The following is a 21,818-nucleotide window of genomic DNA, read 5'->3' on the forward strand; positions in this document are numbered from 1 at the left end:
GAGCCGCTGACCCCGCCCGCTGCCGCTGCCGCTGCGGCCGCTGGCGGCACCTCTGCCTGGGCACAGCGTCCGCATTCCTCCGATGTTCCGGCAGACGCAGGATTCGACATCGACCTCCCGGCCGTCGTCGAGCCCGATCTGAGTGCGGGACGCCAGGACGACCTGGATGTTCCGGATTTCCTGAAGTAAACGCAGCACAGCTGTTCATATCGGCGCGAGGTTGTCTGAGCGAATGTTTTGGTGGGAGGGGCATGGCCCCGGAGACCTTCGGGTCGCCTTCACTGACACGTCGGCAGGCAACCTCGCGCTGCATGTAGGGGACGACGCCGGCGCCGTGCAGCGCCGCCGCCGCGCCCTCGAAGAACATATGGGCGTCCAGCCCGGCGCGCTCCAGTTCATGGAGCAGGTCCATTCGCCGACAGTGGCCCAGGTGCCAGCGGCCGCACGGGACCGGGATGCCGAAGCGGCGCCGCCGGTTGCCGATGCCCTGGTGAGTTCCGACGGCTCCGTCCCGCTGGCGGTGATGGTGGCGGACTGTCTCCCGGTGCTCCTCGCCGGAACCAGCACCGGCGGCACGCCGGTGACGGCGGCAGCCCACGCCGGTCGCCGCGGACTGCTGGACGGGATCCTGCCCAACACTGTCCAGGCCATGCGCGATGCGGGTGCCCGCAGCCTGGCAGCGTGGATCGGTCCCAGTGTCTGCGGCCGCTGCTATGAGGTGCCCGAGGCCATGCTCGCCGACGCGGCCCACCTTCCCGGAGCGGCGTCGCAAACCAGCTGGGGAACACCGGCCCTCGATCTCCCGGGCGCAGCCGCACTCCAGCTCAGCGCCCTCGGCGTGTCCGTGATTCGGCTTCCGGGATGCACCATGGAAGAACCAGCCCTTTTCTCCCACCGCCGGGATGCCCCTACCGGCAGATTCGCCGGACTTATCTGGCACAGACAAACGAAAGAGCAGAAACTGCCCGTTTCGCGGCGGTAAGAGCAGTTTCTGCCATCTCGATGGGCCACGTACGCAACATTAGGAAGACATGAGCAGCACATCTCCGGACCGAACCGCCGATCTCCAGGCCCGCCTCTCGGCCGTCCGCCAGCGGATTTCCGACGCCGCCGCGGCGGCCGGGCGGGAGCAGCCCAGCCTGATTGTGGTCACCAAGTACTTTCCCGCCTCCGACGCCGCGATCCTGGCAGGCCTTGGGGTCAGGGACGTCGGTGAAAACAAGGCGCAGGAAGCCGAATCGAAGGCGGCGGAGCTTGAGCACGCCGGGTTGAACTGGCACTTCATCGGCCAGCTCCAGACCAACAAGGCCAAGTCGGTCGTGAAGTATGCCCGTGCCGTGCACTCCGTGGACCGTCCCGGACTCGTCACTGCCCTCGCCAAGGCCATGATGGCCGAGAACTCGCGCCGCGCCGAGGCTGGCCGGCCTGAACGGGAACCCCTGGAGTGCTTCCTCCAGATAGACCTGCGTCCACAGCCTGACGTGGCCGCTGGCCGCGGGGGAGCCAAGCCGGAGGAAATGCTGGCACTGGCAGCCGCCGTCGAGCAGGAGCCGGCACTGCGGCTGGCGGGGCTGATGGCCGTCGCCCCGCTCGGCGAGGACCCGGCTGCCGCCTTCAGCCGACTGCAGCAGCTCTCCCAGGAACTGGCCTCCCGCTACCCCGCCGCGGACGGTATCTCAGCGGGCATGAGCCATGACCTGGAAGCAGCCGTGGCACACGGCGCGACACACCTGCGGATTGGCTCGGATATTCTCGGTCCCCGCCCCACCGTGGGGTAGCGTCAAAGAAGGCAGGTCCCATTCTGCGGGGCCGGCGATCACACCGGGTACCAAGCAAGTACCAACGCAGTACACACACGGAATAACGCTGGGACGCTGAAGGACTGAAGGAGCAACCATGGCTGGCGCAATGCGCAGGACAATGATCTACCTCGGGCTCGCCGATGGCGATGACCTGTACGAGGACGAGCAGAAGCCTGTGCGCGAGACTTCGGCCAGGGACGAAGAGTACGCACCGGAAAACGAGCGGAGCGACCGCGAGCCGGCCGCCGCCGCCGTGCAGCCGGCCCGTGCGAACGCGGTTGAGGAATACCGTGCTCCTGTAACACCCATCAAGCGTGCCCCCTCATCGGCAAAGGAAGACGTGGCAGGCTTGCGGCAGATCACCACCGTTCATCCCCGTTCCTATAATGACGCCAAGCTCATCGGCGAGAGTTTCCGCGACGGAATCCCCGTGATCATGAACGTCACCGACATGGGGGAGTCCGACGCCAAGCGCCTCGTTGACTTCTCCGCGGGACTTGTCTTCGGTTTGCGCGGTACCATCGAACGGGTGACCAACAAGGTCTTCCTGCTCTCGCCGTCCTACGTCGAGGTGCTGGGAGACGACAAGAAGGTCAGTGAGTCCCAGTCGGCATTCTTCAACCAGAGCTGACCGCCTTCCCTGTCCCGGGAACCGTGCGGGCAGTCTGACCTCCTACGGCGGAAACGAAAACACGCGTGAGTATTATTTTTGCCCTGCTGTATCTGGTGCTGATGCTCTTTCAGCTTGCCTTGATCCTGCGGATTGTCTACGACGCGGTGCAGATGTTCGCCCGCCAGTGGCGGCCCAAAGGCCCGGCGCTCGTATTGGCTACGGCCGTTTACGGGGCTACGGACCCGCCGGTCCGGGCACTGCGCCGAATCATCCCGCCCCTGCGTCTGGGTGGTGTATCACTGGACCTTGCGTTCCTGGTGCTGTTTATCGTCGTCGGGATCGCCATGCAAATCGTGGTGGCGGCCAGCTAGGCCCAACGGTGCCGGGGACGCCCCGGTTCGTCATCAGTTCGCAAAAGATATAATGTAAAAATTATATTGAATTGATCCCTGATTTTATGTTCGAGATTCTGTACCTAGACAGCCCGTCCACACGGCAGGCAAGTCTTATAACCAGTATGAGGTGACCAGATGGCTCTGACGCCAGAAGATGTTGTGAACAAGCGGTTCCAGCCGACTAAGTTCCGTGAAGGCTACGATCAGGATGAGGTGGATGACTTCCTCGACGAGATCGTCGTTGAGCTCCGCCGCCTGAACGCTGAGAATGAAGACCTGCGCCGGCAGCTTGCCGAAGCAGTGGCCGGCGCCCCCGCAGGTAGCCAGGTCCCCGCGCCGGTTTCCGCCGCTTCCAAGACCGAGCAGGTATCCCAGCCGGTCAAGGAAGAGAAGAAGCCCGAGCCCGAGGCCAAGCCTGAGCCCAAGGTTGAAGCCCCCAAGGCCGAAACTCCCCGCCAGCAGGACTCCGGATCCGTTTCCAACCCGGCAGAGTCCGCCGCAGGCATCCTTGCGATGGCTCAGAAGATGCACGACGACTACGTCGGTGCGGGCGTTGAGCAGCGGGACAAGATCATCGCCGAAGCTCAGATTGAAGCCAGCGGACTGGTGACCGAAGCCCAGGAGAAGAGCCGGAAGATTCTCAGCTCCCTCGAACAGCAGAAGGCTCTCCTGGAGCGCAAGGTTGAGCAGCTGCGCGGCTTCGAGCGCGATTACCGCTCCCGCCTGAAGGCCTACATTGAAGGCCAGCTGCGCGATCTCGATTCCCGCGGCTCGGTAGCTTCGGAGACCGCGGACGCCTAAGCGTTCTGCCTTCGTTTGCTCCGTGTGGACGGATATGAATCAGGATTAGACTGGTAACAGAACAATGGGCCGGTGGCCGGGACTTCCCGGCTACCGGTCTGTAGTTTTTTCACGGTGTCCCTGCACCTCTGTGCCGGCGCTCTTTGCCCGCCCGACCCGAAAGCACCATGACAGATTCCTCTGACGTCCCGGCCGCTCAGCCGCTGCCGCCGTCGCGCCCTAAAGCGGCCCTGACCCGTTACGCAGTGATTATGGCCGGCTGTGCCCTGGTCGCCTGGGTCCTGGATCAGCTGACCAAGATCTGGGTTGTCTCCACCATGACCGAAGGCCAGATCACGGACGTGCTGCCTCCGTTGCTGCGCTGGCACTTCATCCGCAACCCCGGCGCGGCATTCTCCATTGGCACGGATTACACCTGGGTGTTCACCATCATTATGGTGCTGGTCTCCGGGTTCCTGGTGTACCTGATGTTCCGCCTGCGGTCCGTCGGCTGGTCCATTGCCCTCGGCCTGGTACTCGCCGGTGCAACGGGCAACCTGACCGACCGCCTCTTCCGTGAGCCGTCCTTCGGCCAGGGCCACGTGGTGGACTTCATCGCCCTGCCAAACTTCGCAATCTTCAACATTGCCGACATGTGCGTGGTGTCCGGCGTTATTCTCGTGTGCCTGCTCACACTGCGCGGCATCAACATGGACGGCACCCGCGCCGTCACCGGCAAGGACAATGCAGATGCCTGAGATTCACTCCCGCTTCACCATTGGCGAGGAGCACGACGGCGGCCGGGCCGACGCCGTGTTCGCCTCACTCCTGGACATTTCCCGTTCCACCGCGGCGACCTGGTGCGGTGAAGGCTGGCTGACCCGGGCGGGCAAGCCCGTTGCCAAATCGGACCGGCTGCACGCCGGCGACGAGGTGGCCGCGGATGTCCCCGAACTTCCCGACCCGCTGGCCGTCGTCGTCGAGCCCGTTGATGACCTCAAGATCCTGGGCGACGACGAGCACTTCGTGGTGATCGACAAACCCGTAGGCGTCGCGGCCCACCCCTCGCCGGGCTGGGTCGGTCCGACTGTTGTTGGCGCCCTCGCCGCCGCCGGATACCGGATTTCCACCTCCGGAGCGGGGGAGCGGCAGGGAATCGTCCACCGGCTCGACGTCGGCACCTCAGGTGTAATGGTGGTCGCTAAGACCGAGCACGCGTACACCCTGCTGAAGCAGGCGTTCCGGGACCGCACCGTCGCAAAGGAATACCACGCGCTGGTCCAGGGCCTCCCGGACCCGCTGGAGGGAACGATCGACGCCCCGATCGGCCGGCACCCCGGACACGACTGGCGTTTCGCCGTCGTCGACGACGGACGGGACTCGGTGACCCATTACAAGGTCCTGGAAGCCTTCGGGCGGGCCTCGCTGGTGGAAGTGCACCTGGAGACCGGGCGCACCCACCAGATCCGTGTGCACTTCTCCGCCCTGCGGCACCCCTGCGCAGGTGATCTTACCTACGGTGCGGACCCCCGGCTGGCAGCGGAACTGGGCCTGACCCGGCAGTGGCTGCACGCCCGGAAACTGGGTTTCACCCACCCCGGTACGGGCGAATGGGTGGATTACGTCAGCGAGTACCCGCAGGACCTCCAGTACGCCCTCGATGCGCTGGAGCGCGGCGACGTCTGAGCCTTGACGGCTGATCCCGGCCGGGGCACCTAGAATGATTAGGTGGCTTCAGTAACTAGTTCGTCGAAATCGTTTGTCCATCTTCACAACCACACCGAATACTCCATGCTGGACGGCGCCGCCCGGCTGACCGACCTCTTCAGTCATGCCGATGAACTGGGTATGAACGCGCTGGCGACGACGGACCATGGGTTCGTTTTCGGGGCGTTCGATTTCTGGAACAAGGCGAAGAACGCGGGGATCAAGCCGATTATCGGGGTCGAGGCGTACCTCACCCCGGGCACGGCGCGGCAGGACAAAACCCGCGTGAAGTGGGGCGACGGCGGGCGGAACGACGTCTCAGGAGCCGGTGCCTATACCCACATGACCATGTGGGCCGAGAGCACCGAGGGGATGCACAACCTTTTCCGGATGTCCTCGCTCGCGTCGCTGGAGGGCTACCTATACAAGCCGCGCATGGACCGGGACCTGCTGCAGACCTACGGCAAGGGCCTCATCGCCACCACCGGCTGTCCCTCGGGTGAAGTGCAGACCAAGCTGCGGCTGGGCCTGTACAAGGAGGCCGTGCAGGCAGCCTCCGACTTCCGCGACATTTTCGGCAAAGAGAACTTTTTCTGCGAGCTGATGGACCACGGCCTGGACATTGAACGCGCCGTGCAGGCGGACCTGTTCAAGCTGGCCAAAGAGCTGGGCCTGCCCCTGGTGGCCACCAATGACCTGCACTACACGCACGCCGAAGACGCCTCGGCCCACGCGGCCCTGCTCTGCGTCCAGTCCGGTTCCTCCCTGGCCGATCCCAAGCGTTTCAAATTCGACGCCGATGAGTTCTACCTCAAGTCCCCGGCTGAAATGCGGGCCATTTTCCGCGACTACCCCGAAGCCTGTGACAACACGCTGCTCATCGCCGAGCGCTGCGACGTCGAATTCAACACCAAAGCCAACTACATGCCGCGTTTCCCCACCCCGGAGGGGGAGAACGAGGAGTCCTGGTTCGTCAAGGAAGTCGAAAACGGGCTGCACCACCGCTACCCGGGCGGCATCACGGACGCCGTCCGCAAGCGCGCGGACTACGAAGTGGGCATCATCGCCCAGATGGGTTTCCCGGGCTACTTCCTGGTCGTGGCCGACTTCATCAACTGGGCCAAGAAGAACGGCATCCGCGTCGGCCCCGGCCGCGGTTCCGGTGCCGGCTCCATGGCGGCCTACGCCATGGGCATCACCGACCTGGATCCGCTGCAGCACGGCCTGATCTTTGAACGGTTCCTGAACCCGGACCGCGTCTCCATGCCTGACTTCGACGTCGACTTCGATGATCGGCGCCGCTCCGAAGTGATCCACTACGTCACTGAGAAGTACGGCGACGAGCGCGTGGCCATGATCGTCACCTACGGCACCATCAAGGCCAAGCAGGCGCTAAAGGACTCCTCCCGCGTGATGGGCTACCCCTTCTCGGTGGGAGAGCGGCTGACCAAGGCCATGCCGCCGGATGTGATGGGCAAGGGCCTGTCCCTGGTTGATGTGCACAACAAGGAAGCCAAGCGGTACGGCGAGGCGGAAGAGCTGCGCGAGCTGCTGCGCACCGACCCCGATTCGCAGCGGGTGTTCGATACCGCGCTGGGCCTGGAGGGCCTGAAGCGGCAGTGGGGTGTGCACGCTGCCGGCGTCATCATGTCCTCCGACCCGCTGATCGACATCATCCCGATCATGCGCCGCGAGCAGGACGGGCAGGTCATCACGCAGTTCGATTACCCCACCTGTGAAGGCCTGGGGCTGATCAAGATGGACTTCCTCGGCCTGCGGAACCTGACGATCGTTTCCGACGCCGTGGAGAACATCAAGGCCAACCGCGGCGAGGACCTGGTCCTGGAAGACCTGCCGCTGGATTTGAAGGAAGCCTACGAGCTGCTGGCCAGCGGCGACACGCTGGGCGTGTTCCAGCTCGACGGCGGGCCCATGCGGTCGCTGCTCAAGAGCATGCGCCCGGATAACTTCGAAGACATCTCCGCTGTTATCGCTCTGTACCGCCCGGGCCCGATGGGCGCGAACTCGCACACGAACTATGCCCTGCGCAAGACCGGGCAGCAGGAGATCACCCCGATCCACCCGGAGCTCGAGGAGCCGCTGGCGGAAATCCTGGGTACCACCTACGGCCTGATTGTCTATCAGGAGCAGGTGATGGCCATCGCCCAGAAGGTGGCCGGGTTCAGCCTGGGCCAGGCAGATATTCTCCGCCGCGCCATGGGCAAGAAGAAAAAGTCGGAACTGGACAAGCAGTACGCCGGGTTCCACCAGGGCATGATCGACCGCGGCTACTCGGAGGCGGCCATCAAGGCGCTCTGGGACATCCTGCTGCCGTTCTCCGATTACGCCTTCAACAAGGCGCACTCGGCAGCCTACGGCGTGGTGTCCTATTGGACCGCGTACCTCAAGGCCCAGTATCCGGCCGAGTACATGGCGGCCCTGCTCACCTCCGTCGGCGACGACAAGGACAAGCTCGCGCTTTACCTGAACGAGTGCCGCAAGATGGGCATCACCGTGCTCCCGCCGGACGTCAACGAGTCCTCCGTGAACTTCACCCCGGTCGGCAAGGACATCCGCTTCGGCATGGGCGCCATCCGCAACGTCGGCGCCAACGTGGTCCACTCCATGGTGGGTGCCCGCGAAGAAAAGGGTGCGTTCACCAACTTCAAGGACTTCCTGATGAAGGTCCCGGCGGTGGTCTGCAACAAGCGGACCATTGAATCCCTCATCAAGGCCGGTGCCTTCGATTCCATGGGCCATGCCCGCCGGCCGCTGGCGATGATCCACGAGGAAGCCATCGATTCGGTGGTCGTCCTCAAGCGCAACGAAGCCGTGGGCCAGTTCGACCTGTTCGCCGGCATCGGCGACGCCGAACCGGAAGCCTCCATCAGCATCGACATCCCGGACCTGCCCGAATGGGAGAAGAAGGACAAACTCTCCTTTGAACGGGACATGCTCGGCCTGTACGTTTCCGACCACCCGCTCCAGGGCCTGGAAGGCATCCTGAGCCAGCACGCCGATTCCTCAATCACTTCGATCGTCAGCGAAGAAGGCCCGCAGGACGGCGCGATTGTCACGATCGCCGGCATGATCACGTCGCTGCAGCGCCGGATCGCCAAGAACAGCGGCAATGCCTACGCCCGCTGCGAGATTGAGGACCTTGCCGGGTCCATGGAAGTGATGTTCTTCGGACAGGTCTACGGGCCGATCGCCGCCGTCCTGGCCGAAGACCTGATCGTCGTCGTCAGAGGCCGGCTGCAGCGCCGCGATGACGGCGCCGTGACGCTGAACGCGCAGGAACTGACGGTGCCGGACCTCAGCGAGGGGCATTCCGGTCCGGTGGTCATCTCCATGGCCACCTACAAGGCCACCGAAACGGTGGTAACCCAGCTCGGAGACGTGCTGCGGACCCATCCGGGGACGTCCGAGGTGCAGATCCGGCTCAACGGCAGCCGCACCGTGGAAGTGATGAAGCTCGGGGTGGACATGCGGGTCAACCCGACACCGTCGCTATTTGGCGACTTGAAGGTCCTCCTGGGACCGGCGTGCCTCGATGCCTAGGTAGAATGGAGCCTGTGACTTCCTCCACCCCTGATGTACGAGCTGACCAGGCCTTTCCGGCCCTGCGCACCATCGACCTGCGCGGCAGGCAGCTTTCGGCCGCTGAGCTGAAAGCCGTGATGCCGCGCGCCGAGAGCACCACGGATGTGGCCTCCGAGGCTGTCGCTGCGATCATCAGCGATGTCCGCGCCCGCGGCTTCGCTGCCCTGGCCGAGCTGGCGGCAAAGTTCGACGGCGTGGAGCAGCAGCATCCGCTCGTGCCGCGGGAGGCCCTCCGCGCCGCCTTGGACGGGCTGGATCCCGAGGTCCGGGCCGGATTGGAAGAGTCCATCCGGCGGGCACGGATCTTCGCCGAGGCACAGCGGCCCGGCGACGTTGCCGTAGCCATCGCCGAAGGCGCCAACGTTACGCAGCGCTGGGTCCCGGTTCGCCGGGTGGGGCTCTACGTACCGGGCGGCCTGGCCGTCTACCCCTCTTCCGTGGTGATGAACGTGGTTCCCGCCCAGGCTGCAGGCGCCGCGTCGCTGGCCCTGGCCTCACCTCCGCAGAAGGAATTCGGCGGGCTGCCGCACCCGACCATCCTGGCTGCCGCTGAACTGCTCGGCATCACCGAGGTCTACGCCGTCGGAGGCGCCCAGGCGATTGCCGCCTTCGCCTACGGCGTCCCCGCGGATGCCAGCGGTCCCGGCCTGGAACCGGTCGACGTCGTCACCGGCCCCGGCAACGTCTTCGTGGCGACTGCCAAGCGCCTGGTCAAGGGTGTTGTTGGTATTGACGCGGAGGCAGGTCCCACGGAAATCGCCGTGCTGGCTGATGCCACGGCGCAGCCGCAGCTGGTCGCCGCAGACCTGATCAGCCAGGCCGAACACGATCCCAACGCCGCCTCGGTGCTGGTGACCGACTCTCCGGACCTGGCCGCCGCCGTGCGTGCAGAACTTGACGTCCAAGTGCCCGCCACCAAACATTCCGACCGTGTGCGGACCGCCCTCTCCGGGCAGCAGTCCGCCGTTGTGCTCGTGGACGGGCTGGACACCGGCATCGCCGTCTGCAACGCGTACGGGGCTGAACACCTGGAGGTCCAGACCGCCGGTGCCGCGGCAGTGGCTGCACGGATCACCAGCGCCGGTGCGATCTTCGTGGGCAGCTACAGCCCCGTCAGCCTGGGTGACTACTGCTCCGGCTCCAACCATGTGCTGCCGACCGCGGGTACCGCGGCGTTCTCCTCCGGACTGAACGTCACCACCTTCATGAAGGCCATCCAGGTCATCGACTACAGCCAGGACGCACTGCGCCAGGTCAGCGGCCATGTGGTGGCGCTGTCCCGGGCCGAAGACCTGCCGGCTCACGGTGACGCGGTGAGCATCCGCTTCGCCGGGTAGGGCGCGCAGCACCGGAAAACGGTCCGCTGTAGATTAGCCAGCAGACAGACATAGAATGAGGGCGCGCCAGTCCTCACCGCTTGCGCCTGAAAGGACCGAGGAATGTACTGCCCGTTCTGCCGGAACGCTGACTCAAGGGTCGTTGACAGCCGCCTGGCCGATGATGGTTCCGCGATCCGCCGGCGCCGGCAATGCCCGGAATGCGGCCGCCGGTTCAGCACCGTGGAAACCACCAGCCTGAGCGTCATTAAGCGGTCAGGGGTTGCCGAGCCGTTCAGCCGCAGCAAGGTCATCAACGGGGCCCGGAAAGCCTGCCAGGGGCGTCCCGTCAGCGAGGACGACCTGGCGCTGCTTGCCCAGGAGGTGGAAGAGACCATCCGCGCCTCCGGAGTGGCGGAGATCCAGGCGCATGAGGTTGGCCTGGCTATCCTGCAGCCGCTGCAGAAGCTGGACCAGGTGGCCTACCTCCGGTTCGCCAGCGTGTACCAGTCCTTCGAATCGTTAGAGGACTTCGAGACTGCCATTGCGGCGCTGCGGGCCGAGTCTTCGCGCAGTGCCAGCGTTCCCGCCGGCGCCCAGCGGCCCCTCACCGCGCAATAGCGGCGCACCGGAGGGGCCCTACTTCAGGTAATCGAAGTGCAGGGCCGCCTGCAGCGCCGCGCCGACAATACCGGCGTTGTTCTTCAGGTTCGCCGTGACCATCGGCGTGCGCAGGTCCAGCATCGGCAGGAAATCCTCGCTGCGCTTGGAGATGCCGCCGCCGATCACAAAGAGGTCGGGGGAGAAGAGGAACTCCACATGGGAGAAATACCGCTGCAGGCGCTTGGCGTATTCCTCCCAGGAAAGATCGTCCCGCTCGCGCGCCGAAGCTGAGGCCCGGGTCTCCGCGTCAAAACCGTCGATTTCCAGATGGCCAAGTTCGGCGTTCGGCACGAGCACGCCGTTGTGGATCAGCGCCGACCCGATGCCGGTGCCCAGCGTGATGACCAGGACCGATCCCTTGATGCCCCGGCCGGCGCCGTAGCGGGCTTCGGCCAGACCGGCGGCATCGGCGTCGTTCATGACCTGGACCTCGCGGTTCAGGGCCTTGGTGAGCAGGGCATCGACGTCGGTATCCACCCAGCTTTTGTCCACGTTGGCTGCCGAGCGGGCGATGCCGTGCTGGATGATCGCGGGGAAAGTGACACCAACGGGCACATCTGTCCCGGGCCCATCAGCGCGGGAGGAGAGTTCGGCAACGATCTGGCCGACGACGCCAGCAACGGCCTCCGGGGTGGCCGGCTGGGGAGTGGCGATGCGGAAGCGGTCACCGAGGAGCTTACCCTTGGCAAGATCAACGATTCCCCCCTTGATCCCAGTGCCGCCGATGTCGATGCCGATGACGGCGTCGTGCTTGCTCTTGTGCTTCTTGGCCATGGTTCTCCAGTGCTCGGGGTAGCGCTACGGCAGGGTCAGGATTTCCGCGCCGCTGTCCGTGACAAGCAGCGTGTGTTCGAACTGGGCGGTGCGCTTCCGGTCCTTCGTAAGAACGGTCCAGTTGTCGTCCCACATGTCCCACTCAACGGTCCCGAGAGTGAGCATTGGTTCAATGGTAAACACCATTCCGGTTTCGATGAGCCGGCTGTAGGCGGGAGCGGCGTCGTAGTGCGGAATGATGAGGCCGGTGTGGAAGGCTTCACCTACTCCGTGGCCGGTGAAGTCGCGCACCACGCCGTAACCGAACCGCTTGGCATAGGACTCGATCGTCCGGCCGATGACGTTGATTTCGCGGCCCGGCATTACTGCCTTAATAGCCCGGCGGAGGGACTCTGCCGTCCGCTCGACCAGGAGCCGGGATTCCTCGTCCACGTCTCCGACCAGGAAGGTGAAGTTCGTGTCGCCGTGCACGCCGTTGATGAAGGCGGTGATGTCCACATTGACGATGTCCCCGTCTTCGAGCACCGTCGTGTCGGGGATGCCGTGGCAGATTACCTCGTTGACGGACGTGCAGATCGACTTGGGGAAGTGCCGGTAGCCCAGCGTCGAGGGGTAAGCCCGGTTATCCAGCAGGAACTCGTGGGCGACGGCGTCCAGTTCGTCGGTGGTGACGCCGGGCTTGATGTGGTTGCCCACCTCCACGATGGCCTGGGCTGCAATCCGGCTGGCGATGCGGATCTTCTCGATGGTCTCCGCCGTCTTGACCTCGGACCCGGTGAACTTGGCCGGTGCTTCCTTGTCGACATACTCCGGGCGGGGGATCGACGCCGGAACGGGGCGACGGGGGCCGACAGTTCCCGGTTGCAGGCGGCCAAGAGGTGCAATGGCAATATTCTGGGGCATAGTATCGATCTTATCGCCAGCGCTTCGTGCTGCCGCATGGGCCGGACAATGTACGCCGTCCGGCCCCCAAAACGGCGCACAGGCGCCTAACAGAGGAGGGCCCATGGCCGAGTACTGGTTCAACGTGCAGACCCATGAAGTCGAGGTTGGTCCGCAGTCGGACTGGACGAAGCTGATCGGCCCCTACACGACACGGGAAGAGGCCGAGCTCGCCCTGCAGAAGGTCAAGGCCCGCAACGAGGCCTGGGACAAGCAGGACGAGGCCTAAGTCCGGGCTCCTGGGCCCGGCCGGCCGCCTCGGGCAGCGGCCCCGGCCTAGAAGCTGTGCTCCGGGCCCGGGAAGGTGCCGCTGCGCACCTCGTCGGCGAATTCACGGGCAGCATCTGAAAGTACGGTCCGGACGTCGGCATACGCCTTGACGAAGCGGGGGGCCTTGCCGCCGCGCAAACCGGCCATGTCCTGCCAGACCAGTACCTGGCCGGTAGTGGCATTCCCCGCACCGATACCGATGGTCGGAACCGGAACCGCGGCGTCCACGGCTGCCGCCACTTCCGCCGGAACCATTTCCATCAGGACACAGAACGCGCCTGCCTCCACGAGCGCGACGGCATCGTCCACGATGGCCTGGCCGGTATCTCCGCGTCCCTGCACCCGGTAGCCGCCGAGGGCGTGCTCGCTCTGGGGAGTGAAACCAATGTGCGCCATGACCGGGATTCCGGCAGCAGTCATCGCTTTGACATGCCCGGCGTAGTGCGCGCCGCCTTCCATCTTGACTGCCTGCACGCCGGCTTCCTTCATCAGCCGGACCGAGGACTCAATGGCCTGTCCCGGGGAAACTTCGTAGGACCCGAACGGCAGATCGCCAACGATGAGGGCGCGTCTGGTTCCGGCGGAGACAGATTTGGCGAACACGATCATCTCGTCCAGCGTGATTGGAAGCGTCGTCTCGTGCCCCATCACGTTGTTCGCTGCGGAATCACCGATGAGCAGCGTCTCGATGCCTGCCTCGTCGAAGATCTCGGCGGTGTACTGGTCATAAGCAGTAAGCATGGCGAATTTTCCTCCGCTGTCCTTGAGCTGCTGGAGGTAAGAGATCCGTACGCGTTTTGGCGGGACAGGGGGCTGAGCCTTGTCGCTACCGTACGGGTTGGGTTGTTCAGCGCTGGTCATGCCTTGAGCCTACTAAACCTTGGACCGCGCAGGCTTTTCTTACGGTACGTAATGTCCGGGCCACACCATCGGTGAAGGGCCGGAAAACGGCCCCCGGCTGGGTAGAGTAAATTGCAGGCCAGCGACACCCCAGCGAAAGAGGTAAGGCATGAACCGCCAGCAGGAATTCGTTCTGCGGACGATCGAAGAGCGCGACGTGCGGTTCGTCCGGCTGTGGTTCACCGACGTCGTGGGGTCCATGAAGTCAGTGGCCCTGGCGCCGGCGGAAGTCGAAGGTGCTTTTGAGGAAGGCCTGGGGTTCGACGGCTCCTCGATCGAAGGACTGGCCCGGGTGTTCGAGTCCGACATGCTGGCGCAGCCGGATCCCTCCACCTTCCAGATCCTGCCCTGGCGCGGCGACGAGGAGCAGACCTCCCGGATGTTCTGCGACATCCTCACCCCGGACGGCCAGCCCTCCGCCGCTGATCCCCGGAACGTCCTCAAGCGGCAGCTGGCCAAGGCCGCGGACATGGGCTTCACCTGCTACACCCACCCGGAAATCGAGTTCTACCTGCTGAAGTCGGACCAGCCCGGGCCCAACGGCGAACCGGTCCCGGTGGACCAGGCAGGCTACTTTGACCACGTTCCCGGCGGTGTGGCCCAGGATTTCCGCCGCACGGCAGTTTCCATGCTCGAGGCTGTGGGCATCTCCGTGGAATTCAGCCACCATGAGGCCGGCCCCGGCCAGAATGAGATCGACCTGCGCTACGCCGACGCGCTGCAGACCGCGGACAACATCATGACGTTCCGGACCGTGGTCAAGGAAGTCGCGCTGATGACGGACTGCTACGCCACGTTTATGCCGAAGCCGTTTACCGACCACCCCGGCTCCGGCATGCATACCCATTTCTCCCTGTTCGAGGGCGATTCCAATGCCTTCTTCGAAGCCGGAGCCGAATTCCAGCTGTCCTCCACAGCCCGCCAGTTCATGGCCGGCATCCTGCGCCATGCGCCGGAATTCACGGCGGTGACCAACCAGTTCGTGAACTCCTACAAACGGCTCTGGGGCGGCGGCGAGGCGCCCAGCTACCTCTCCTGGGGGCACAACAACCGGTCCGCCCTGCTGCGGGTCCCGCTGTACAAGCCGGGCAAGGGGCAGTCCGCGAGGATCGAATACCGCGGCATCGATTCCGCTGCCAACCCGTACCTCTCCTACGCCGTACTGCTCGGCGCCGGCCTGAAGGGCATCGAGGAAGGCTACGACCTTCCGCCGGGTGCCGAAGACGATATCGAGTCGCTGAGCGCGGCCGAGCGGCGGGCCATGGGCCACTCGCCGCTGCCCTCCAGCCTCCACGACGCCATCCGCGTGATGGAGGACTCAGAGCTGGTGGCCGACATCCTCGGTGAGCAGGTCTTCGAGAACTTCCTGCGCAACAAGCAGGCGGACTGGAACGAGTACCGCCAGCAGGTCACCGCCTTCGAGCTCAAGAAGAACCTGAGCATCCTCTAGCGAAAGCACCACCGATGAGCCTGACCAGACGCCTGATCGCCGCCGGATTCACCGATCTGGAGAAGAGCGAACGGTTCCTCGGTGCTCCCGAACTCTCAGGGATCGACGAGGAAGCGCTGTTCGGCGGCTTTCTCCGGGCGGCAAACCCGGACATGGCACTCCAGTCCCTGGTCCGGCTGCTGAGCCGCGTCCCCTCGCTGGGGGAACTCGTAAACGCCGGAACGGACCGGAGCGAGGCCCTGTTCCGGGTGCTCGGAGCCTCCGAGGCCCTGGCCGAATATGTGATGAGGCATCCGGAGAACGCGGACCTGCTGGCGGCTGATCTGCGGGCCGAACCCGCGCAGGTTCCGTCCCGGAACCTGCGCACTTCGCTGCTGGAATCCGTCCGTGCCGGCACCGGCCCGAATCCGGTGGCCGGACTCACGGGCCCCGAAGCCTACGTCCAGCTGCGGACACGGTACCGCCGCCACCTGTTGGACCTGGCAGTCCGCGACCTGGGCGCCGCGTCGCCGGAGGACACCATGCCCGCAGTCGGCAGGGAACTGGCGGACCTGGCTGCTGCTGCCCTGGAAGCTGCCCTTGCCATCTCCCGGGCCGAGCTGGCGGAGTCCTACGAACCGGCCGACATAGCCGCGGTGCGCCTGGCCGTGATCGGCATGGGTAAGTGCGGTGCCAGCGAACTAAACTACATTTCCGACGTCGACGTGATTTACGTGATCGACGCACCGGGAACCGACGAGACCCTCGCCAACCGGATCGGCACGGCGATGGCCGCAGGGATTTCCCGCGCCATCAACGCCGCGGCACCGGAACCGGGGCTCTGGGACGTGGACGCGAACCTGCGGCCGGAGGGCAAGGACGGGCCGCTGGTCCGGACCCTGGATTCGCATCTGCACTATTACGGGCGCTGGGCGCATACCTGGGAGTTCCAGGCACTGCTGAAAGCCCGCGCCATCGCCGGCGATCCGGACCTGGGCCGGCGCTACGAAGATGCCATCGCGCCGCTGATCTGGTCGAGCTCGGAGCGCGAAGGTTTCGTGGAGTCCGTCCAGTCCATGAGGCGCCGGGTAACGGAGAACATTCCCGCCCACGAGGAAGCACGCCAGATCAAGCTCGGCCCCGGCGGGCTGCGGGACGTGGAGTTCACTGTCCAGCTCCTCCAGCTGGTCCATGGCCGGGTTGACGAGACGCTCCGCGTACGGACCACCACCTCCGCCATCGCGGCACTGAGCGAAGGCGGCTACATCGGCCGGGGCGACGCCGCGGACCTGGACGCCGCCTACCGTTACCTCCGGGTCCTGGAACACCGCATCCAGTTGGTGCACATGCGCCGGACCCACCTCATGCCGGAAGCGGAAAGCGCCCTGCGGGCCCTGTCCAAGTCCTCCGCAGGTTCCCTGGACCTGGTCCGGCCGAGCGCGGAGCGCCTGCTGACTACCTGGCAGCGGACCAAGCGGCTGGTTCGCCGTCTGCATGAGAGCATCTTCTACCGCCCGCTGCTGAACACGGCGTCGAACCTCTCGGAAGACGAGGTCCGGCTCACCCCTGAGGCCGCTCAGGCGAGGCTTGCGGCGCTGGGCTACGTCGATCCCCAGGGCGCCATGCGGCACATCGAGGCACTGACCAAGGGGATCAGCCGCCGGGCTGCGCTCCAGCGGCAGCTGCTGCCGGTGCTGCTGGCCTGGCTTGCCGACGGCGTTGATCCTGACGCCGGGCTCCTCGGCTTCCGCCGGTTGAGCGAAGCGCTGGGGGACAGCCACTGGTACCTGGGCATGCTCCGGGATTCCTCCGCCGCCGGGGAACGGCTGTGCCACATCCTCTCCTCCAGCCGGTTCATCAGCGACCTGCTTGAAGTCTCGCCGGAATCCACCGCGTGGCTGGGCACGGACAAGGACCTGGCACCCGTGGGCTTTGAAGCACTGTGGCAGGAGATCCGGGCCAAGATGTCCCGGCATCCCCGGCCCGAAGAGGCCGTGCGGCTCATCCGGCTGATCCGCCGTCGCGAAATGCTCCGCATCGCCCTGGCGGACAGCGCCGGCCTGCTCACCCAGGAGGAAGTCGGCCGGGCACTGTCGGACAACGACCGCGCAGCCGTGCTGGGTACTTTGCATGCGGCGGAAAACGAGGTGTACGCCGGCGAAGAACAGCTCACGGACGTGCTGGTGATCGCCATGGGCCGGCAGGGCGGGCGGGAGATCGGCTACGGCTCCGATGCCGACGTGCTCTACGTCCACCGGCCGCTGACCGGCGCCGACGCGCAGGCAGCGCAGCGGCAGGCCGAGCGGATTGTTGGACGGATCTCGGCCCTGCTGCAGCAGCCCTGCAAGCCTGCCGTCCTGGCCGAACGGGTGCTGGAGCTCGACGCCGGCCTGCGGCCCGAGGGTCGGCAGGGCCCGATGGTGCGCACCCTTGACTCCTACCGCGGGTACTACGAGCGCTGGTCACTGGCCTGGGAGGCCCAGGCCCTGCTGCGGGCGAGGCCCATGGCCGGGGACGACCGGCTCGCGGACGACTTCATCTCGCTGATCGATCCGATCCGCTATCCCGAGTCGCTGGACGCCGTTGATGTCCGGGAAATCCGCCGGGTCAAGGCGCGGGTCGAGTCCGAGCGGCTGCCGCGCGGGGCTGACTCCTCCCGGCACATCAAGCTGGGCCGTGGAGGACTCAGCGACGTCGAATGGCTGGTCCAGCTCCTACAGCTGCGCCATGCCCGTTCCTATCCGGCGCTGCGCACCACGGCAACGCTCCCGGCGCTCGACGCGATCGGCGACGCTGGGTTCCTCCCGGATGCTGACACGGAGATTCTCCGGGAGAGCTGGCTGCTGGCCAGCCGGATCCGTTGTGCAAACGTAATCCGCGGTGGCCGGAACGCAGACGTGCTTCCCTCCTCGCGCCGCGAGCTCGAGGCCGTGGCCCGCTGGTGCGGTTACGCCGCAGGCCAGGGCGGGGTTTTGGAGGAGGATTATCTGCGGCTGACCCGCCGCGCCCGCGGCGTCTTCGAGCGGTACTTCTACGGCTACGGCCTCGAAGAGGACTGAGCAGCCACCCCGTTGTCATTTGGGTGCCCGCATTCCTAGTAGTCTTTTCGATGGCGTTTGCTCTGTGCATCGCCGCGAACCATTAGCTAGGAGACGTTTACTTTGCACAGTGGCAAACGGGCGCTGAAAGGCCCCGCATCACTCGCGGTACCCCTCACCACCCTGCTGGCGGCCTTGGCGCTGCTCCTTGGGATCCCGGCCTCTGGTGCCTTCGCAGCCACCACACCGGAATCGGGCGGAGCGGCGGGACAGAGCTACACGATTGGTACGGACACTACCTTCGCTCCCTTCGAGTTCCGTGAGAACGGTGAACTCGTCGGCATCGACATGGACCTGATCAACGCCATCGCCGAAGATCAGGGCTTCACGGTCGAAATCCGGTCCCTGGGCTTCGACGCCGCACTGCAGGCGCTGCAGTCCAACCAGGTCGACGGCGTGATCGCCGGAATGTCCATCACGGACGAACGCCAGCAGGTGTTCGATTTCTCCGATCCTTACTTTGAATCCGGCATCCAGATGGCCGTTGCGGAAAACAACAACGACATCTCCGGCTACGAGGACCTCGAAGGCAAGCGCGTAGCGGTCAAGACCGGTACCGAAGGCCAGGCCTTTGCCGAGTCCGTCAAGGACCAGTACGGCTTCGACGTCATCGCCTTCGCCCAGTCTGCGCAGATGTACGACGACGTCAAAGCAGGCTCCTCCGTAGCCGTCTTCGACGACTACCCGGTGCTGGCCTACGGCGTGAAGTCCGGCAACGGACTGAAGACCGTGACCGATAAGGAAGCCGGATCCTCCTACGGATTCGCCGTGAATGCCGGCACCAACCCGGAACTCCTCGAAGCCTTCAACACCGGGCTGGCCAACCTCCAGGAGAGCGGCGAGTACGACGAAATCCTGGACCGCTACCTGGATGCCGGCGCCGCAGATTCCAGCTTCTGGTCCCTGGTCACGGACAACGCTCCGGCCTTCGCCAAGGGCCTCGGCCTAACCCTGCTGGCCACCGCGCTTTCGCTGTTCTTCGCGCTGATCCTCGGCGTCATCTTCGGCTTCTTCAAGGTCAGCTCCAAGATTGTGCTGCGCGGCATCGCCACCACCTACGTGAGCATTTTCCGCGGCACCCCGGTGCTGGTGCAGGCCTTCTTCTTCTACTTCGGTCTCCCGCAGCTCATCGGCCAGCCGGTCGACGTGCTGACCGCCGGTGTGCTGACGCTGAGCCTGAACGCCGGCGCCTACATGACGGAAATCGTCCGCGGCGGCATCCAGTCCGTGGATCCCGGCCAGATGGAAGCCGCCCGGAGCCTCGGCCTGGGCTACGGCAAGACCATGCAGAAGGTCATCATTCCGCAGGCCATCAAGATCATGACGCCCTCGTTCATCAACCAGTTCGTCATCACCCTGAAGGACACCTCGCTGCTGGCGGTCATCGGCTTCGCCGAACTGACCTACCAGGCACAGCAGATCTACGCGGTGAACTTCCGTACCGCCGAGGTGCTGCTGATTGTCGCGGCCCTGTACTTCATCGTCATCACGCTGCTGACCAAGCTCGCGGACGTCCTGGATAAGAGGTTCAACAAGTGACCAAGATTCAAACCATCGGGCTGCGCAAGTCCTACGGATCCAACGAGGTCCTCAAGGGCCTGGACGTATCCATCGCCGAGGGCGAAGTCGTCTGCGTGATCGGCCCCTCAGGCTCCGGCAAATCCACGTTCCTGCGCTGCCTGAACAAGCTCGAAGACATCACCGCCGGCAAAGTGGTGGTGGACGGGACCGACCTCACCGATCCGAAGGTTGACCTCAACAAGGTCCGCCAGCAGATCGGGATGGTGTTCCAGCACTTCAACCTCTTCCCGCACATGAGCGTGCTGCAGAACATCATGCTTGCGCCCGTCGAGCTGAAGAAGGGTTCCAAGGCCGAAGTGCGGCAGAACGCCCTGGCCCTGCTGGAACGCGTGGGCCTGGCCGACAAGGCGGACGCCCGCCCGGCACAGCTCTCCGGCGGCCAGAAACAGCGCGTGGCAATTGCCCGTGCACTGGCCATGAAACCGGACGTGATGCTGTTCGACGAAGCCACCTCCGCCCTGGACCCCGAAATGGTCGGCGAGGTCCTGCAGGTCATCCGTGACCTGGCCAAGGAAGGCATGACCATGGTTGTTGTCACCCATGAGATGGGCTTCGCCCGCGAAGTCGCTGACCGGGTGATCTTTATGGCCGACGGTCACATCGTGGAGGAAAACGCCCCCGAAGCGCTCTTCGACAACCCGGAGTCCCCGCGCCTTCAGGACTTCCTGGCCAAGGTCCTCTAGAACTTCACAGAAACAGCGCACGACGGCGGTGCGGTGCCCGGTCCCATGAGGCCGGCGCCGCACCGCCGTCGTACCTGTTTTACCGGCGCCGCGCCGCGCGCATGGCGCCGAAGGGCTCCCAGAAGTAGTCAAAGCCGTCTGTCGGACCGGTGAGGAACCGTTGGGTGAAGAGGACGCCGATGTCTCCGTCGGGATACACCGCGGCGCAGGTCCCGGAGCCGCCGGCCCACCCCCACATGCCGGCTCGGACCATTCGGCTCCGGCACCGGTTTGTACTGAGGTCAGGTAGCCCCAGGACTCGTCCGGGCCGGAGAGCTCGGCGAAGCCGGCGCGCTGGCCCCCGCTGAGCTGGTCTGAAGTCATCTGCCCGCGCAGCTCGGGCGGGAGCAGGACGTCGTCGGCCAGGGCCGCCAGGAAGGCCAGATAGTCCGGGACCGTGGAGAGCAGCCCGCCGGCCAGTGATTCGAAGAGCGGGGGAGCGGTGAAGGCATCCCGGTAGGACGCGGCTTCCACTAATGCGTTCTCCGAAAATTCGTAGATGGCAGGGAGATGGTCTCCGCCCATCGGAAAACCTGTCCCGGCCAGGCCCAGCGGCCCGGTGATCCGTTCGGCCAGCAGCGCTCCCACCGACCGTCCTGACGCCCGGGCCAGCAGGACTGAGAGCACGTCCGCACCAGCGTGATACATCCATCGTTCACCCGGCTGCGCGGCCAGCGGCAGAGCGCCCAGGCGCGCCATGTACTCGTCCGGGCTCATCGCGGGTGGATTCGGTCCCCAGAGGAAGTCCCGGGTGGCCGTGGTGTAGGAGGTGGCACCAAAGTCGATCCCGAACCCCGCCGTGAAGGTCAGCAGATGCCGCAGGGTGACCGTGCCATGGGCCGGAACCGTGCTGTTCAGCGGGGCGTCAGGGGCTGCCAGGACACGCAGTCCTGCCAGCTCGGGAAGCCAGCGGGCGACGTCGTCGTCCAGTTCCAGCGTCCCATCCGCCACCAGGGTTAGCGCCAGGGCACCACCTACCAGCTTGCTGAGGGAGGAGATCCGGAACGGCGTCTGGGCCTCCATGGGCTGGGAGTCCTCAAACCCGTAGGTTCCCAGCGCCAGGACCTCCGTCCGGCCGCCGATCCGGACGCCGGCGACCAGGCCGGGGCACCAGTCGGCGTCGACTTGATCCTGCAGAGAGCGCTGCAGGGAAGCGGTTGTCTCGGGCATGCGTCAACCCTTCACCAGCTCGAAGCGCTGGTCAACCGTCATCGGGTCTGCCG

General features: G+C 65.3%; 19 protein-coding genes and 2 pseudogenes. 16 read left to right on the forward strand and 5 right to left on the reverse strand.

Annotated features, from left to right (window positions below; all coding sequences use genetic code 11):
- The 11 genes and pseudogenes from RTN46_RS01550 to nrdR form a co-directional block, all read left to right on the forward strand.
- A pseudogene (locus tag RTN46_RS01550) lies at positions 1-189 on the forward strand (cell division protein FtsZ); the annotation flags it as partial.
- A gap of 43 nt (positions 190-232) precedes the next feature.
- Positions 233-982: a polyphenol oxidase family protein gene (locus RTN46_RS01555; RefSeq protein WP_312178667.1), complete on the forward strand. Its 750-nt coding sequence runs from the start codon at positions 233-235 to the stop codon at positions 980-982.
- Between the two features lie 49 nt (positions 983-1,031).
- A complete protein-coding gene (locus tag RTN46_RS01560) occupies positions 1,032-1,778 on the forward strand; it encodes a YggS family pyridoxal phosphate-dependent enzyme (RefSeq protein WP_312178668.1) in 747 nt (248 codons plus the stop codon).
- Positions 1,779-1,896: 118 nt separating this feature from the next.
- Positions 1,897-2,433 (forward strand): cell division protein SepF, encoded by a 537-nt coding sequence (locus tag RTN46_RS01565; protein WP_312178669.1) that lies wholly within the window; start codon positions 1,897-1,899, stop codon positions 2,431-2,433.
- A 65-nt stretch (positions 2,434-2,498) separates the two neighbouring features.
- The gene (locus tag RTN46_RS01570) at positions 2,499-2,786 is read left to right on the forward strand and encodes a YggT family protein (protein ID WP_066301271.1); all 288 of its coding nucleotides are present in this window, start codon (positions 2,499-2,501) and stop codon (positions 2,784-2,786) included.
- A gap of 159 nt (positions 2,787-2,945) precedes the next feature.
- Positions 2,946-3,611, forward strand: a complete 666-nt coding sequence (locus RTN46_RS01575) for a DivIVA domain-containing protein (protein ID WP_312178670.1) — start codon at positions 2,946-2,948, stop codon at positions 3,609-3,611.
- A 167-nt stretch (positions 3,612-3,778) separates the two neighbouring features.
- Positions 3,779-4,348: a signal peptidase II gene (lspA, locus tag RTN46_RS01580; protein ID WP_312178671.1), complete on the forward strand. Its 570-nt coding sequence runs from the start codon at positions 3,779-3,781 to the stop codon at positions 4,346-4,348.
- The gene (locus tag RTN46_RS01585) at positions 4,341-5,276 is read left to right on the forward strand and encodes an RluA family pseudouridine synthase (RefSeq protein WP_312178672.1); all 936 of its coding nucleotides are present in this window, start codon (positions 4,341-4,343) and stop codon (positions 5,274-5,276) included. Before lspA ends, RTN46_RS01585 begins: the two co-directional genes overlap by 8 nt.
- 42 nt (positions 5,277-5,318) lie before the next feature.
- Entirely contained in the window at positions 5,319-8,858 is a 3,540-nt protein-coding gene (gene dnaE / locus RTN46_RS01590; protein WP_312178673.1) for a DNA polymerase III subunit alpha, read from the forward strand.
- Positions 8,859-8,863: 5 nt separating this feature from the next.
- Positions 8,864-10,237, forward strand: coding sequence for a histidinol dehydrogenase (gene hisD, locus RTN46_RS01595; RefSeq protein ID WP_396157153.1), 1,374 nt, complete (start codon positions 8,864-8,866; stop codon positions 10,235-10,237).
- Between the two features lie 102 nt (positions 10,238-10,339).
- Entirely contained in the window at positions 10,340-10,837 is a 498-nt protein-coding gene (gene nrdR, locus RTN46_RS01600; protein ID WP_312178675.1) for a transcriptional regulator NrdR, read from the forward strand.
- An 18-nt stretch (positions 10,838-10,855) separates the two neighbouring features.
- On the opposite strand, the gene ppgK is transcribed toward nrdR, so the two are convergent.
- Both ppgK and map read right to left on the reverse strand, forming a co-directional pair.
- The gene (gene ppgK / locus RTN46_RS01605; protein WP_312178676.1) at positions 10,856-11,653 is read right to left on the reverse strand and encodes a polyphosphate--glucose phosphotransferase; all 798 of its coding nucleotides are present in this window, start codon (positions 11,651-11,653) and stop codon (positions 10,856-10,858) included.
- A 24-nt stretch (positions 11,654-11,677) separates the two neighbouring features.
- Positions 11,678-12,556, reverse strand: coding sequence for a type I methionyl aminopeptidase (map, locus tag RTN46_RS01610; protein ID WP_312178677.1), 879 nt, complete (start codon positions 12,554-12,556; stop codon positions 11,678-11,680).
- A 103-nt stretch (positions 12,557-12,659) separates the two neighbouring features.
- Between map and RTN46_RS01615 the strand changes: the two genes are divergently transcribed.
- Complete coding sequence (locus tag RTN46_RS01615; RefSeq protein WP_312178678.1) at positions 12,660-12,824, forward strand: SPOR domain-containing protein; 165 nt, start codon at positions 12,660-12,662, stop codon at positions 12,822-12,824.
- Positions 12,825-12,871: 47 nt separating this feature from the next.
- On the opposite strand, the gene panB is transcribed toward RTN46_RS01615, so the two are convergent.
- Positions 12,872-13,726 (reverse strand): 3-methyl-2-oxobutanoate hydroxymethyltransferase, encoded by an 855-nt coding sequence (panB, locus tag RTN46_RS01620; protein ID WP_312178679.1) that lies wholly within the window; start codon positions 13,724-13,726, stop codon positions 12,872-12,874.
- Between the two features lie 148 nt (positions 13,727-13,874).
- Between panB and RTN46_RS01625 the strand changes: the two genes are divergently transcribed.
- The 4 genes from RTN46_RS01625 to RTN46_RS01640 all read left to right on the forward strand — a co-directional run bounded on the left by RTN46_RS01625 (position 13,875) and on the right by RTN46_RS01640 (position 20,556).
- Positions 13,875-15,215, forward strand: a complete 1,341-nt coding sequence (locus tag RTN46_RS01625) for a glutamine synthetase family protein (RefSeq protein ID WP_312178680.1) — start codon at positions 13,875-13,877, stop codon at positions 15,213-15,215.
- 14 nt (positions 15,216-15,229) lie between these two features.
- Positions 15,230-18,253 carry a bifunctional [glutamine synthetase] adenylyltransferase/[glutamine synthetase]-adenylyl-L-tyrosine phosphorylase gene (locus RTN46_RS01630; protein ID WP_312178681.1) on the forward strand — a complete coding sequence of 1,008 codons (3,024 nt, stop codon included), beginning with the start codon at positions 15,230-15,232 and terminating at the stop codon, positions 18,251-18,253.
- A gap of 102 nt (positions 18,254-18,355) precedes the next feature.
- Positions 18,356-19,831 (forward strand): amino acid ABC transporter substrate-binding protein/permease, encoded by a 1,476-nt coding sequence (locus tag RTN46_RS01635; protein WP_312178682.1) that lies wholly within the window; start codon positions 18,356-18,358, stop codon positions 19,829-19,831.
- Positions 19,828-20,556, forward strand: a complete 729-nt coding sequence (locus RTN46_RS01640; RefSeq protein WP_312178683.1) for an amino acid ABC transporter ATP-binding protein — start codon at positions 19,828-19,830, stop codon at positions 20,554-20,556. The genes RTN46_RS01635 and RTN46_RS01640 overlap by 4 nt, the downstream gene beginning before the upstream one ends.
- Positions 20,557-20,635: 79 nt before the next feature.
- Here the strand turns inward: RTN46_RS01640 and RTN46_RS01645 are convergent, their stop codons facing one another.
- Both RTN46_RS01645 and RTN46_RS17000 read right to left on the reverse strand, forming a co-directional pair.
- The gene (locus RTN46_RS01645; RefSeq protein ID WP_312178684.1) at positions 20,636-20,809 is read right to left on the reverse strand and encodes a hypothetical protein; all 174 of its coding nucleotides are present in this window, start codon (positions 20,807-20,809) and stop codon (positions 20,636-20,638) included.
- A 44-nt stretch (positions 20,810-20,853) separates the two neighbouring features.
- Positions 20,854-21,765 (reverse strand): annotated as a pseudogene (locus RTN46_RS17000) (serine hydrolase domain-containing protein); the annotation flags it as partial.
- Positions 21,766-21,818: the final 53 nt, after the last annotated feature.

This window comes from Arthrobacter sp., assembly GCF_031988865.1.
Classification (GTDB): Bacteria; Actinomycetota; Actinomycetes; order Actinomycetales; family Micrococcaceae; genus Arthrobacter_B.